Annotated in this window: 10 protein-coding genes and 3 tRNA genes; 4 read left to right on the top strand and 9 right to left on the bottom strand. The window is 58.1% G+C overall.

What is annotated here, in order from left to right; all coding sequences use genetic code 11:
- Positions 1–30: 30 nt before the first annotated feature.
- The 5 genes from miaA to nnr are packed head-to-tail and all read right to left on the bottom strand — an operon-like array spanning position 31 to position 6,556.
- Positions 31–981 carry a tRNA (adenosine(37)-N6)-dimethylallyltransferase MiaA gene (gene miaA / locus C1Y41_RS09885; RefSeq protein WP_094112182.1) on the bottom strand — a complete coding sequence of 317 codons (951 nt, stop codon included), beginning with the start codon at positions 979–981 and terminating at the stop codon, positions 31–33.
- The gene (mutL, locus tag C1Y41_RS09880; RefSeq protein WP_104085380.1) at positions 974–2,863 is read right to left on the bottom strand and encodes a DNA mismatch repair endonuclease MutL; all 1,890 of its coding nucleotides are present in this window, start codon (positions 2,861–2,863) and stop codon (positions 974–976) included. Before mutL ends, miaA begins: the two co-directional genes overlap by 8 nt.
- A 40-nt stretch (positions 2,864–2,903) precedes the next feature.
- Positions 2,904–4,565, bottom strand: a complete 1,662-nt coding sequence (amiB, locus tag C1Y41_RS09875; protein WP_094111854.1) for an N-acetylmuramoyl-L-alanine amidase AmiB — start codon at positions 4,563–4,565, stop codon at positions 2,904–2,906.
- On the bottom strand, positions 4,562–5,035 hold the full coding sequence (gene tsaE / locus C1Y41_RS09870; protein ID WP_039380649.1) for a tRNA (adenosine(37)-N6)-threonylcarbamoyltransferase complex ATPase subunit type 1 TsaE: 474 nt from the start codon (positions 5,033–5,035) through the stop codon (positions 4,562–4,564). Before tsaE ends, amiB begins: the two co-directional genes overlap by 4 nt.
- Before the next feature lie 6 nt (positions 5,036–5,041).
- Positions 5,042–6,556 carry a bifunctional ADP-dependent NAD(P)H-hydrate dehydratase/NAD(P)H-hydrate epimerase gene (gene nnr, locus C1Y41_RS09865; RefSeq protein WP_071669171.1) on the bottom strand — a complete coding sequence of 505 codons (1,515 nt, stop codon included), beginning with the start codon at positions 6,554–6,556 and terminating at the stop codon, positions 5,042–5,044.
- On the opposite strand from nnr, the gene queG reads away from it, so the two are divergent.
- Complete coding sequence (queG, locus tag C1Y41_RS09860) at positions 6,555–7,694, top strand: tRNA epoxyqueuosine(34) reductase QueG (RefSeq protein ID WP_104085379.1); 1,140 nt, start codon at positions 6,555–6,557, stop codon at positions 7,692–7,694. The two genes, nnr and queG, sit on opposite strands and share 2 nt — an antisense overlap.
- 425 nt (positions 7,695–8,119) lie before the next feature.
- Here the strand turns inward: queG and C1Y41_RS09855 are convergent.
- The 4 genes from C1Y41_RS09855 to orn form a co-directional block, all read right to left on the bottom strand.
- Positions 8,120–8,195: transfer RNA gene (locus tag C1Y41_RS09855), tRNA-Gly, on the bottom strand.
- Between the two features lie 25 nt (positions 8,196–8,220).
- Positions 8,221–8,296 (bottom strand) — tRNA-Gly (locus tag C1Y41_RS09850).
- A 78-nt stretch (positions 8,297–8,374) separates the two neighbouring features.
- Positions 8,375–8,450 (bottom strand) — tRNA-Gly (locus C1Y41_RS09845).
- Positions 8,451–8,668: 218 nt separating this feature from the next.
- Positions 8,669–9,217 carry an oligoribonuclease gene (gene orn, locus C1Y41_RS09840; RefSeq protein WP_104085378.1) on the bottom strand — a complete coding sequence of 183 codons (549 nt, stop codon included), beginning with the start codon at positions 9,215–9,217 and terminating at the stop codon, positions 8,669–8,671.
- Between the two features lie 102 nt (positions 9,218–9,319).
- Here orn and rsgA point away from each other — a divergent pair, with 102 nt between their 5' ends.
- The 3 genes from rsgA to mscM all read left to right on the top strand — a co-directional run bounded on the left by rsgA (position 9,320) and on the right by mscM (position 14,713).
- Positions 9,320–10,369 (top strand): small ribosomal subunit biogenesis GTPase RsgA, encoded by a 1,050-nt coding sequence (gene rsgA, locus C1Y41_RS09835; RefSeq protein ID WP_039380655.1) that lies wholly within the window; start codon positions 9,320–9,322, stop codon positions 10,367–10,369.
- A 95-nt stretch (positions 10,370–10,464) separates the two neighbouring features.
- Positions 10,465–11,361: an archaetidylserine decarboxylase gene (gene asd, locus C1Y41_RS09830; protein ID WP_104085377.1), complete on the top strand. Its 897-nt coding sequence runs from the start codon at positions 10,465–10,467 to the stop codon at positions 11,359–11,361.
- 16 nt (positions 11,362–11,377) lie between these two features.
- On the top strand, positions 11,378–14,713 hold the full coding sequence (gene mscM, locus C1Y41_RS09825) for a miniconductance mechanosensitive channel MscM (protein ID WP_071669169.1): 3,336 nt from the start codon (positions 11,378–11,380) through the stop codon (positions 14,711–14,713).
- The last annotated feature ends 7 nt before the right edge of the window (positions 14,714–14,720 follow it).

Genomic DNA, 14,720 nt, shown 5'->3' with positions numbered 1-14,720 from the left:
TGCGCACGCTAACCGATCAATTGTACACAATCAGCCCTGCTTAGCACTAACTACCTGAAGTACCGTGTCGCGGGCTGTTTCAGGCGCATCACTGTCTAACCAGTGCACACCTTCCCAGCCTCGTAACCAGGTCATCTGGCGCTTGGCTAACTGCCGGGTGGCGCAAATTCCCCGATAAACCATATCGTCATAGCTGATTTCGCCTGAAAGATAAGACCACATCTGGCGATAACCGACACAACGAATGGAAGGCATATCCGTATGCAAATCACCTCGCGCAAAAAGGGCACGAGCCTCCGCCTCAAAGCCTGACGCTAACATCTGGTCGTAACGCATTGCAATGCGCTGGTGCAGCATTTCACGATGCGCCGGAGCGATCGCAAACTGGTGCACATCGTAGGGTAGCGCTTCACCGGACGTTTTTGTCAGTTCCGTTAAAGTTTTACCCGAAATAAAAAAAACTTCCAGTGCTCGCGAAAGTCTCTGCGGATCATTCGGATGAATACGACTGCCGGCGACCGGATCGATTTCACACAGCTGGCGGTGCAGGGTTTCCCACCCTTGTTCAGCCGCCGTTTGCTCTATTTGCTGACGTATTTGCGGATCGGCCGGGGGCAGCGGCGACAATCCTTCAAGCAACGCCTTAAAGTAGAGCATGGTTCCACCAACAAGCAGCGGAATTTTACCTTCCCGGGTAATCTCCGCCATTTCTGCCAGCGCATCGCGACGAAATTCAGCGGCAGAATAACTCTCCGCCGGATCGCGTATGTCCAGCAGACGGTGAGGAGCCAGCGCCTGCTCTTCAGCTGAAGGTTTTGCTGTTCCTATATCCATCCCGCGATAGATCAGGGCGGAGTCAACGCTAATCAGCTCTACCGGCAGCTGCTGGCGTAATGCAATGGCCAGCGCGGTTTTGCCGGAGGCGGTTGGCCCCATCAAAAAAATAGCCTTTGGCCGGCCAGCCTGGTTTAGTTCACTCATGCTTTAACGCGTTAATCGCGCTCTCAATATCCAGGGTCTGTAACAGACCTGAAGGCGGCGACTTCAGCAGCTGCGGACAGAGCCGTTCCAGCTCCGCCAGTAGCGCAATCGCCTGCGAGTGATTCCAGTGTGGCTCCTCTGCATCCTCACGACGTGCCAGCCACTGAGCCAGCATGGACGCAGAAACCTCTTGCTGCCGGGCCAGGTAGCCTAACAGTTCTGGAATCAAGATTTGTAAATTTTGTGTTCTTAACGGTAAAGGCACCGCGCGCAGGGTGACATGCTGCCCATCCCGCTGCAAATCAATACCCATCTGCTGCAGCAGCGCAGCCCGGGTGGTAATAACCTCCTGCTCACTGGCGGCAATTTTCAGGCGTACCGGTATCAGTAGCGGCTGCGGCCGCAGCCCCTCCTCCCCCGGCTGAAGCTGCGCCTGCTTTAGCCAGCGCGAAGCGACGGACAGCGAGAGTAGCTGGAGCGCTGCGCCCCGCTCCAGCAGCGCATAGCGCTCGCGGACGACGCTGAGCACGCGACCAAAACTCTGCGCGTGCGCGGCCAGCGGTGCATCAGCTGTGGGCTCGCGCGTTCTCTGTGGGGCTGCCGGAGCCGGTGTCGGTGCCGCGGGTGCGGCTGAGGGCGTCTTCAGCAGCTGCTGATACGCGGCGCCCTCACGAGCGCGATACGCGGGTTCTTTATGCTGCCAGCCTGCGCCCGCGTTTCCGCTGCGGGCAGGCGCACGATCGCGCGGGCTGGCGGCGGCGTCGTCAGGCCGGGATGGGGCAGCGGCAGGCTGAGCAAAATGGTTACCGCCGGCAGCCTGACGGTTCTCTGGCTGCCACGGTGCAGCAGGCTCTTTTACCGCGACTTCCGGCAGCTCCGCACTGCGGCTCGCCTGCAGCACGCTCATCACGCCCTGCCAGATAAAGTCATGCACCAGTCGCGACTGGTGAAAGCGCACTTCATGCTTGGCAGGATGAACGTTGACATCAACCTGATGCGGGTCGATCTCCAGATAGAGTACATAGGCAGGCTGCTGATCGTCGCCCCCCTGGGCCTGCCAGGCCTGGCGGATGGCATGGTTGATCAGCTTGTCGCGCATCATACGACCGTTGACGTAGCAATATTGCAGGTCCGGAGTTTGCCGCGCGCCAGCCGGATCGGCTACCCAGCCGCGTAGCGCGAGATCGTCATGCTGCCAGTCGATACGCAGCGCATGCTGCATAAATGCCGTACCGCAGATCGCGCCCAGACGTCGTTCCTGTTGCGACGTCTGCGTCACGCCGCGGTACTGACGCACCAGTTTACCGTTGTGCGTGAGCGAAATCGCGACGTCAAAACGCGCCAGCGCAATGCGACGGATCACTTCATCAATATGGGTGAACTCCGTTTTTTCCGTGCGCATAAATTTGCGCCGGGCCGGCGTGTTGTAGAACAGATCCAGCACCTCCAGCGAGGTTCCCACCGGATGGGCCGCCGGCTTAACGGTGACCTGCATATCACGCCCTTCGGCGTACGCCTGCCACGCTTCCTGCTGATCGGCGGTGCGTGAGGTCAGCGTCAGACGGGAAACTGAACTGATGCTGGCCAGCGCTTCACCGCGAAAGCCGAGGCTGGCTATCGCTTCGAGATCGTCCAGCGACGCAATTTTACTGGTAGCGTGACGCGCCAGCGCCATCGCCATCTCTGCTTTGGGAATACCGCAGCCATTATCGCGAATGCGAATCAGCCGGGCTCCGCCTTTTTCAATATCGATATCGATACGCGTTGCGCCGGCATCGAGGCTGTTCTCCACCAGCTCTTTTACAACCGATGCCGGACGCTCAACCACTTCGCCAGCGGCAATCTGGTTTGCCAGCTGCGGCGGTAAAATCTGTATAGGCATGGTGGTGATCCTTGTAGCTTGCTGGCCCGAAGGCCAGCGATCAGGATTGAGGAATTTTTAAATTCTGTCCCAGCATTACATTGTCTGACTTCATATTATTGGCCTGCATAATCGCTTTCGGACTCACGCCGTAACGCACGGCAATGGCCGTCAGCGAATCACCGCGAACCACTTTGTGGCGCGCCGGGCGTGCAGCCGTCGTGCTGACGCGGCTGCCGGCAGGTACTTTCAGGCGCTGCCCCACCCAGACCACGTCGCGCTTCAGGTTGTTGAGATCGCGCAGCGTCGCCATGCTGACCCCATACTTTGCGGCGATTCCCGACAGCGTTTCGCCGCGCGTTACCGTGTGGCGCTGCGTCACGCCCGTATACTGTACGGTTCCGCTGGCGGGATTGCTGGCGACGCTAACCGCTGGTGCGCTGTCCAGCGGCCGGTTTTCCTGCTTTGGGACGGACTGTAACGGATGTGCGAGGAAATAACTGCGCAGGCCTTTATGGATCGCCAGCGCAATTTTTTCCTGGTACGCACTGCTGCCAAGCAGCCGCTCCTCCCCGGCGTTACTGATAAAGCCGGTTTCAACCAGTAAAGATGGAATATCGGGTGAACGCAACACGCCAAGGCTGGCGTGCTCTGGCAACCGTTTATGCAGCGGCGTGATGCCGCGTAACTGCTGCAGAACTTTGACCGCTACGTCATAACCGACGCGCTGTGAGTGGCCAAACTGCAGATCCAGCACCGCCTGGCTGAGATAGGGATCGGCCTGGCTGTTCGCCAGCAGATCGCCCGCTCCGCCCAGCAGCTCAGACTGTTTCTCTTTCTGCTCCAGCCAGTTTGCCATTTCGTTATTGGCGCGCCGGTTTGACAGCACCCAGACGGAAGCGCCGGTTGCCGAGTGGTTTGGTGCCGCATCGGCGTGAATAGAGACCAGCAAATTGGCGTTCTCTTTGCGGGCAACCTCTGAACGTCCCATCACCGAGATAAAGTAATCGCCGTTGCGCGTCAGCACCGGTTTAAACATCGGATCCCGATCCAGCAGCGCTTTAAGCTTGCGTGCAATGGCGATAGTAACGTTTTTTTCCCGCAGCCCGCGCTGCCCCATAGCCCCCGGATCCTGCCCGCCATGACCGGCGTCAATGGCCACAATCACCGCATCGTTAAGGGTAACCGCGCCGCCCGGACGTATCGTGGTGTTGCTGTTGGTCACCGCGGTGACCGGATTGCCATCAAACGGATTGCCCTGGCTGCTGGCTACGCTGGCGCTCTGGCGCGCAGCGGTAACCGGCGCGGCTGCGGTGCTGCTGCGGTTTACCGGCCGGGTGCCGCGCAGGGTAAACACCACGCGATAATTATTGCCGTCACGCTGCGTCGCAGCGCGCGTTTTAGTGGACTGGTTTAAATCAAATACCAGCCGGATGCTCTGGGCATCTTTAGGCTGGCTGTTGCGAATGCGCTGCACGATGTTTTCACCGCTGAAGCTCAGCGGCAGCCCTTTGATCGTGCCGCTCTGGCGAATATCCAGCACCACCCGGTCAGGGTTATGCAGCGGAAAAAAACCGTATACCGGCTGGCCGTTGAAGCTGAGCGTCACCGTTGCCTGATTCGCCCCGTTCTCAACTTTAATATCTGAAAGCGTGGCGGCAAATGACGTAGCGGAAAACAGGCAGAGCACGACCAGCACGATGCTTTTTATCCGTGGCTTCATGCCGGATCTCCCTGCTGCATCTGCTCCAGCAGCACGGCGCCGTGTGCGGAAACCGCCGTGATTTCTGCTTCACGCCCCGTTTCTGCATAACGCAGCGTCAGTGACAGATCGGGCTCGGGCAGAAAGCCTGCGCCCTGCTGCGGCCATTCAACCAGACAGAGCGCCTCACCGCTGAAATAGTCGCGGATACCCATAAACTCCAGCTCTTCCGGATCGGCCAGGCGATAGAGGTCGAAATGATAGAGGGTACGATCGCCAATCTCATAGGGCTCAACCAGCGTATAGGTCGGGCTTTTAACATTGCCCTGATGACCGAGCGCCTGCAGAAAGCCGCGGCTGAACGTCGTTTTACCGGCGCCCAGATCGCCATACAGATAAATAACGGCCGCGCTGCTGCAAACGCGAGCCAGTTGCGCACCCATTTTCAGGGTTGCCGCCTCATCGGGCAAAGAAATTACACAGGTTTTCATGCGTTATTATTGCATCATCTCTGGATTAACAAACTGCCACAGTTGCTCAAACAAATCAGTGGCTAACATACCGCGCGTTCCGTGCTGACGGGCAACTGCATCGGCCGCTGCGCCGTGTACCACGCAGCCCGCACAGGCGGCTTCAAACAGCGAAAGCTGCTGGCCCAGCAGGGCCGCAATGATACCGCTCAGCGTATCGCCCATGCCGCCCGACGCCATACCGGCGTTACCGACATCAGCAATGGCAATATCGCCCGCGGCGCTTGCAATGACCGTACCGGCGCCTTTCAGAACCACGACTCCGCCATAACGCCGGGCCAGGTTCTGCGCGGCCTGCAGGCGATCGTGCTCGATCTCACTGGTTTTTACTCCGAGCAGCCGGGCCGCTTCGCCGGGATGCGGCGTAATGATGCGATTCTGACGGTTATCCGGATTGATTGCCAGCAGGTTAAGCGCATCTGCATCCCAAAGCATGGGCTTTTCACAGGCCGCGACCTGCTGCAGCGCCTGCTGTGCCCAGTCGCGTTGTCCCATACCCGGCCCAATCGCCACGACGTCCGCCCACGCCAGCGCGTTATGCAGTTTTTCGCGCGTAAATGCATCAACCATCAGCTCAGGACGTGCGGTAATAAGCGGACCGATATTATCAGCCTGCGTCAGCACGCGCACCAGTCCGGCACCGCTGCGTAGTGCCGCCTCGCCGGTCATACGGATGGCGCCGGCAGTACCGCTGTCGCCGCCAATAATCAGCAGCTGTCCGTGATCGCCTTTATGCGAGGTCGCCTGGCGCGGTTTAAGCCAGCGCGTCAGGTGCTCCGCTGCATAGCGCCGGACAGGCGCCTGTTGCCCGCTGAGCCAGGCATCAAGGCCCAGCGTATCGCAGTGCAGCTCACCGACATGATCGCGTGCTTTTCCCGTCAGCAGACCCGGCTTCAGCGCAATCATGCTCAGCGTGCGACTGGCGACAACCGCCGCACCTGGCGTGGCACCGGTCGTCGCCAGTAAGCCGGACGGCACGTCGATAGCGAGTACCGGCGCGGTGTGCTGATTGATCGCTTCAATCAGGGGTGCATAAGGTGCCGCTGGCGCGCGGCTGAGGCCGGTGCCCAGCAGCGCGTCCACAATCAAATCGACCTGCTCCGGCCACGGGCTGTCTGCGGCATGAATCTCGCCGCCTGCGTCCAGCCAGGCTTCGCGCGCCTGCCGTGCTTCATCAGGTAGCGGCCTGCTGCCTTCACACGCCAGCAGCGTGACCGCCATACCGGCTGCCTGAGCCAGCCGCGCAATGACGTAGCCATCACCGCCGTTGTTGCCGTGGCCGCACAGGATCAGCCAGTGCCCGGCCTCTGGCCAGCTCTGGCGCGCCAGGGTAAAGCTCGCCTGACCGGCGCGCTGCATCAGTTCATAAAGCGTCAGCCCCAGGCTGTCTGCTGCATCCTGCTCCAGCTGCGCCATGGCCTGCGCAGGCCAGACAGAGTGTGGTAAACTGCGCGCGTTTGCATCAACTGCCTGGTTTCTCATGTCATACCCTCTCGATCTTCAACAGCTTGCTCAACAGATTAAACAGTGGGGCCGCGACCTCGGCTTTCAGCAGGTCGGCATCTGCGACACCGATTTACGTGCTGAAGAGCCAAAGCTACAGGCGTGGCTGGACAAGCAGTATCACGGTGAGATGGCATGGATGGCGCGCCACGGCATGATGCGTGCGCGTCCGCATGAACTGTTGCCCGGCACGCTGCGGGTGATCAGCGTCCGCATGAACTATCTGCCCGCAAAAGCGGCTTTTGCCCAAACTCTGAAAAATCCTCAGCTTGGCTACGTCAGCCGCTATGCGCTGGGTCGCGACTATCACAAAGTATTGCGCAATCGTCTGAAAAAGCTCGGAGAAATGATCCAGGCGCACTGCAGTGAACTCAATTTTCGCCCGTTTGTGGATTCCGCTCCCGTAATGGAGCGGCAGCTGGCGGCGAAAGCGGGCCTCGGCTGGACCGGAAAACATTCACTGATTCTGAATCGTGAAGCGGGCTCATGGTTTTTCCTTGGTGAACTGCTGATCGATCTGCCGCTGCCGGTGGATGCTCCCCAGGAGGAGCAGTGTGGCCGCTGCGTCGCCTGCATGACGATCTGCCCGACCGGGGCCATTGTTGAGCCCTATGTTGTGGATGCGCGGCGCTGTATCTCCTACCTCACCATTGAGCTGGAAGGCGCCATCCCTGAAGCGTTGCGTCCGCTCATCGGCAACCGTATTTATGGCTGTGATGACTGCCAGCTGATCTGTCCCTGGAACCGCTACAGCCAGCTGACGGATGAAGCGGACTTTTCACCGCGTGCGGTACTGCATGCGCCAGAGCTGACCGCGCTGTTTGGCTGGGACGAAGCGCGTTTTCTGCGCGTGACGGAAGGCTCGGCAATCCGGCGAATCGGTCATCTGCGCTGGCTGCGCAACATTGCCGTGGCGCTGGGCAATGCCCCCTGGTCAGCTGAATGCGTGGCGGCGCTGCAGCAGCGACGCGGTGAAGATCCGCTGCTGGATGAGCATATTGACTGGGCGCTGGATCAGCAGCAGCAGAAGCGCGCAGCTGAAGTTATTGAGGTGCAGCCTGCGAAAACGCTGCGTTTAGTCCGCGCCGTGGAAAAGGGTCTGACACGTGATGCATGATTGAGCGCATCTGCTGCACACAGGCTTGTCCACACGCTGTGCATAAGATTTTTTCATAAAAATAGTGACGCACAGGCATGCGTGGTCTATAGAGACCATTAACATAATGAAATAGTGATTTATATAATAAAAACAATTACTTGAATGTAAATTGTAAACTTATATTTGCTGAATAACGCGCAGGCGTCGAGCCAGAGCTTGTGGATAACTCTGTTTAAAAGGGTTTTGCATGATGGGTATAACGCCGCCTTTCAGGCGCGGACAAATTGTGGATAACTTGCAGCGGTATGCAGCAAACCATCGGCAATATCGACGCTGACACAGCGTGTGTAATGTTCAGAACAACGCAGACTGCAGAAAGAGCAAAAGCAGTGCTTAATGTCTGATGACGCCCGCAGGCAGGAAACAATCGTGAATAAGAAAACTGGAGCGGGAAACGAGACTCGAACTCGCGACCCCGACCTTGGCAAGGTCGTGCTCTACCAACTGAGCTATTCCCGCAAAGAGGTTACTACAAAACAGATTCTGGAGCGGGAAACGAGACTCGAACTCGCGACCCCGACCTTGGCAAGGTCGTGCTCTACCAACTGAGCTATTCCCGCATTATCGTTGATATTCAGCCTGCTGCTATGCGGCAAAGCAAAACATCTGATATTGGTATCTGACTACATCTTTAAATCTGGAGCGGGAAACGAGACTCGAACTCGCGACCCCGACCTTGGCAAGGTCGTGCTCTACCAACTGAGCTATTCCCGCATCATCATCGCGACTATCTGAACCGGCGTAACTTTCACGCGGAGGGATAAACGCTGATGCTTTACTGCTGCGCACCACACGAAATTCTTCATCGGTACGGGGTGCGCATTATACGAGAATTCGTTTTTGCCGCAAGCCTCTTATCGCAAAATTTTGCGCTTTCAGCGCGTTTGCTGATTTAATCGACAAAATGATGCTTTACTGTGCATTTCAGGCCGTTAAAGCTGCAAAAAATGCTCGCGATAGTACGCCAGCTCCGCGATTGACTCGCGAATATCATCCAGCGCCTGGTGCGTACCCGCTTTTTTAAAGCCCGGCAGGATCTGCGGTTTCCAGCGTCGCGCCAGCTCTTTCAGCGTGCTGACATCCAGATAGCGGTAATGGAAGTAGGCTTCCAGCTCTGGCATATAGTTAAACAGAAAACGGCGATCCTGACCGATGCTGTTGCCGCAAATCGGTGAAGTGTTGGCAGGCACCCACTGCTGCAGAAACGCCAGCGTGGCTTGTTCTGCCGCCCGATCGTCATACTGACTCGTTTTGACCCGCTCAACCAGGCCACTGCCGGTATGGGTCCGCACGTTCCACTCATCCATCAGGGCCAGCTGCTCATCAGACTGATGCACCGCCAGTACCGGCCCCTCAGCGAGCACGTTTAAGTTTGCATCGGTAACGATCGTCGCGATCTCAATAATGCGATCGCGAAGCGGATTGAGTCCGGTCATTTCAAGGTCGATCCAGATCAGGTTATTTTCGTTTCCAGCTGTCATCTATTTTCCATCCATTGCCAGTGTCGTCATTCGACCGCGTTAAGGTGTATCATAGACGTTTTGCCCAGCGGGGCGAAGCCTGGCGAAAGCGTGAGAGGATGCGTGAGCAAAAATAAACTGTCGAAGGGTCAACAACGTCGCGTAAGCGCAAACCATCAGCGTCGTCTGCAGCAACGGAGTGAAAAACCGGAGCCTGATGATAGCCTGTTTGGCGATGCGTCTGAGGGCGTGGTGATCAGCCGCTTTGGCATGCACGCAGATGTCGAAGACCAGGCGGGCGAAGTGCATCGCTGTAATATCCGCCGCACTATCCGCTCGCTGGTTACCGGCGATCGCGTTGTATGGCGTGCAGCGAATGAAAATGGCGGTAAAGGTATCGTTGAAGCGGTACACGAGCGTAAAACCGTGCTGACCCGCCCCGATTTTTATGACGGCGTAAAGCCTATCGCGGCCAATATCGATCAGATCATGATCGTGTCAGCTATTTTGCCGGAGCTTTCGCTCAATATTATCGACCGCTATCTGGTCGCCAGCGAAACGCTGGGTATTGAGCCGTTACTGGTACTCAACAAGATCGATCTGCTGGATAGTGACGCGCGTGCGTTTGTTGATGAGCAGATGGATATCTATCGCCATATCGGCTATCGCGTGCTGATGGTCTCCAGCTACGCACAGGATGGCCTGAAAGATCTGGAAGCGGCACTGACCGGGCGCGTCAGCATTTTTGCCGGCCAGTCAGGCGTGGGTAAATCGAGCCTGCTGAACCGGCTGCTGGGACTGGATGTTGCCGGCAGTGAGATTCTGACCAATGATGTGTCGGATGTGTCCGGACTGGGTCAGCACACCACGACCGCCTCACGTCTTTACCACTGCCCGCACGGCGGCGATGTGATCGACTCGCCCGGAGTGCGTGAATTTGGCCTGTGGCACCTTGAGCCGGAACAGGTTACCCGCGGGTTTATCGAATTCCGCGAATTTCTCGGCAGCTGTAAGTTCCGCGACTGCAAGCACGATACCGATCCCGGCTGCGCAATCCGTGAAGCGGTAGAGAATGGCCTGATCAACGCGTCGCGCTTTGATAATTACCACCGTATTCTTGAGAGTATGGCGCAGGTAAAAACGCGTAAAAACTTTTCTGCCGATGAAGATTGATCGGTAAAACGACATAGTCGCTAACTCACCGGGGCGCTGCTACAATCCGCCCCCCTTTTTTACGTAAACCACAGGTATTAAGCCAGGAGGCAACGGTGTTTGATCGTTTTAAACTCGGCCTGAATCATATTCTGCCCAAGAAGGCGCTGACCGAACTCGCCGGCTGGGGCGCCAGTCGCCGCGGTGGCTGGCTGACCAAAGCGGTCATTGATGCTTTCGTCTGGTTCTATAAAGTTGATATGGCGGAAGCCAGTAAGCCACATACCGGCAGCTATCGCACGTTCAACGATTTCTTTGTCCGCCCGCTGAAAGAGGGTGCGCGCCCTGTCGATCCTGACGCCTCGCTGCTGGCGCTGCCGTGTGATGGCGCGATCAGCCAGCTGGGCCGCATCACCGGCGATCAGATTTTTCAGGCGAAAGGACACTACTATACGCTGCAGGCGCTGCTGGCAGGTAACGACGAGCTGGCAGAGAAGTTTATTGATGGAGAGTTCGTTACCACTTATCTTGCCCCGCGCGACTACCACCGCGTGCATATGCCCTGCAACGGCATTCTGCGTGAAATGATCTACGTGCCGGGCGAACTCTACTCCGTTAACCCGCTCACGGCGCGCAATATTCCTAATCTGTTTGCGCGTAATGAGCGCGTTATCTGCGTATTTGATACCGATCACGGCCCGATGGTGCAGATTCTGGTGGGTGCCACTATCGTCGGCAGTATTGAAACTGTCTGGGCAGGAACCGTGACGCCGCCGCGTGAAGGTGTGATCAAACGCTGGCGCTATCCTTCTGCCGAACATGATGGTGCGGTCGTACTGCTGAAAGGTCAGGAAATGGGCCGTTTCAAGCTGGGTTCAACCGTGATCAACCTGTTCGCTCCTGACCGGGTAAAACTGGCGGAAAGCCTGGAGGCGGAAAGTAAAACGCGTCTCGGCCAGCCGCTGGCTATTGCACTGCCGCAGTCTGGCGACAGCGCCCCGCTGACTCAATAATCAGAGACCTGCTCCCGTGCGCGCTTTCCTTGTTCTACTGCTGAGCCTCGTGCTCAGCAGCCCTCTCTGTGCCGCCTCCCTCCCCTCCACTACGCAGCTGCAGCAGGAGCTGGATGAGGCGAAATCCGCTAAAAACAGTCCTGCACAAACCGAACAGGTGCAGGCGCTGGAAGCGGCCATCAATTTTCTCTCTGAACGCAGCGACTCGCTGGAGCGGGCGAAGCAGTATCAGCAGGTGATCGATGATTTTCCCCGGCTGGCACGCGAACTGCGCCAGCAGATCGCCACGCTGAACGAGACCAGCAAACCCGTACGCAGCAACATGAGCAATGCGGAACTGGATCAGGAAATACTCCAGGTCAGCAGCCAGCTGCTGGAAGAGGGACGGCAGGCGCAGCAGGAGCAGGACCGTGCACGTGAAATCAGCGACTCGCTGGCGCAGCTGCCGCAGCAGCAGACTGATGCGCGCCGTGCCATGACGGAGAATGAGCGTCGCGCGCAGGGCATTTCAAACAACGCGTCACCCCTTGCCCAGGCGCAGGTGTATGCCCGTCAGGCGGAAAGCGCAGCGAGCAAAGCCCGGGTGGATGAGCTGGAGCTGGCGCAGCTTTCAGCCAATAACCGTCAGGAGCTGGCCCGCATGCGGGCAGAAGTGCATCAGCGGAAAGCCACGCAGCTGGATAACTATCTGCAGGCGCTGCGCAGCCAGCTGAACAATCAGCGTCAGCGCGAGGCGGAACTGGCGCTGGAGCGCACGGAGCAGCTGGCGGAAAACAGCGGCGATCTGCCGCCCACCATTAGCGAGCAGCTGCGTATTAATCGTCAGCTCTCTGCCGATCTGAATCAGCAGGCGCAGCGTATGGATCTGGTCGCCTCGCAGCAGCGTCTGGCAACTAATCAGACGCTGCAGGTGCGCCAGGCGCTGAGCACGCTGCGCGAGCAGTCACAGTGGCTGGGCGCCTCTAATTTGCTGGGTGAAGCGCTGCGCGCGCAGGTAGCCCGTCTGCCCGATATGCCAAAAGCACAGCAGATCGATAGCGAAATGGGCGAGCTGCGGGTACAGCGGCTGCACTATGAGTCACTGCTCGAGCGTCAGCAGACATTGCGTAAAGAGAAGCAGGAAGATGGCACGCCTTATACCAGCGAACAGAGCCGGATCCTGGACGCGCAGCTGCGCACCCAGCGTGAACTGCTTAATTCGCTGATCTCCGGCTGCGATACGCTGATTCTGGAGATCACTAAGCTGCGGGTGTCAAACACGCAGCTGCAGGATGCGCTCAGCGAAGTTAAAGAGGCGACGCATCGTTACCTCTTCTGGACGGCAGATGTCAGTCCGGTGGGCCTGAAGTATCCCCTTGAGGTAGCAAGCGCCCTCACCCGCCTGCTGTCGCTGGATACGCTGGGTCAGATGGGCAAAGCGCTGGCCATGATGTTTACCAGTCGTGAAACGGTGCTGCCGATTATGGGTGCCGTGCTGCTGGTGGGTTTCAGCATCAGCTCACGCCGCCACTATAACGCGTTTATGGCGCGCGCCGCCAGCCGCGTGGGCAAAGTGACACAGGATCGCTTCAGCCTGACGCTGCGGACGGTATTCTGGTCCATTCTGGTGGCGCTGCCGCTGCCGGTGCTCTGGGCGGCACTGGGGTATGGCCTGCAGCATGCGTGGCCCTATCCGTTTGCCGTGGCGATAGGGGATGGCATTACCGCCACGCTGCCTCTGCTGTGGGCGTTTATGATCAGCGCCGCCTTTGCCCGTCACGACGGCCTGTTTGTCGTGCATTTTCGCTGGCCGCAGACGCGGGTGGCGCGCGCCATGCGCTACTATTCGCTGACGGTTGGGCTGATTGTACCGCTGATCATGCTGCTGATCGCCTTTGGCAATCTGGAAGATCCGCAGTTTTCCGCGACGCTGGGACGACTCTGTTTTGTGCTGATTTGCGGTGCACTGAGCATTGTCACGGTCAGCCTGAAGCGCGCCGGTATTCCGCTTTATCTTGATAAAGAGGGCAGCGGTGATAATTTTGTCAATCGCATCCTGTGGAACCTGATGATCGCCATTCCGCTGGTGGCCGCTTTTGCATCCTGCATCGGCTATCTGGCAACCGCCCAGGCGCTGCTGGCTCGCCTGGAAACCTCAGTCTGTATCTGGTTCTTCCTGCTGGTGATTTATCACATTATTCGCCGCTGGATGCTGATTCAGCGCCGACGCATTGCGTTCGATCGCGCCCGCCAGCGTCGCGCTGATATGCTGGCCAATCGCGCCCGCAGTGAAGAAGAAAAAGAGCAGCAGAGCGCCACCAATACTGACACCATTGAAATCGATGAGCCGGTGATTGACCTCGATGCCATCAGTGCGCAGTCGCTGCGGCTGGTGCGCTCTATCCTGACGCTGATTGCACTGGTATCGGTGATCCTGCTCTGGTCGGAAATCCACTCCGCGTTTAGCTTCCTCGATAACATTCCGCTCTGGGATGCCAGTACCACGGTTCAGGGCGTTGAGAGCGTGCAGCCTATCACGCTGGGCGCGGTGCTTATCGCCATTCTGGTGCTGATCATCACCACGCAGCTGGTCCGCAATATGCCTGCGCTGCTGGAGCTGGCGCTGCTGCAGCATCTCAGCCTCGCGCCGGGTACCGGCTACGCCATTACAACGCTGACCAAATATGCGCTGATGCTGATGGGGGGCCTGATAGGCTTCTCAATGATTGGCGTGGAGTGGTCAAAGCTGCAGTGGCTGGTCGCTGCACTGGGTCTTGGGCTCGGATTTGGCCTGCAGGAGATTTTTGCCAACTTTATCTCCGGCCTGATTATCCTGTTTGAAAAACCGATCCGCATCGGCGATACCGTCACCATTCGCGATCTTACCGGCAGCATTACGCGTATTAACACCCGCGCGACCACCATTACCGACTGGGACCGGAAAGAGATTATCGTGCCCAATAAAGCGTTTATTACCGAGCAGTTTGTGAACTGGTCTTTGTCAGATTCCGTTACGCGTGTGGTGCTGACGATACCGGCGCCGGCGCGCGTAAACAGTGAAGAAGCCACCACCATACTCAAACAGGCGGCCGAGCGCTGCACCTACGTGCTGGATATGCCGCCGCCGGAAGTTTACCTGGTGGACCTGCAGCAGGGTATTCAGCTGTTTGAGCTGCGCGTGCATGCGGCAGAGATGGGCCATCGCATGCCGCTGCGGCATGAGCTGCATCAGCTCATTCTGCGGGGCTTCGCGGAGCACAATATTGAGATGCCTTTCCCGCCCTTCCAGGTGCGTATGGAAACGCTGGGACGCAAAACGCCTGCCGGCAATGGCACGGCGGCGACGCAGACCTTCAAATCTGGCGGACTGTAACAAAAAC

This window comes from Pantoea sp. ICBG 1758 (assembly GCF_002928325.1).
In the GTDB taxonomy this organism is placed as follows: Bacteria; Pseudomonadota; Gammaproteobacteria; order Enterobacterales; family Enterobacteriaceae; genus Pantoea; species Pantoea eucrina.
This window is presented reverse-complemented; position numbering and strand designations above follow the sequence as displayed.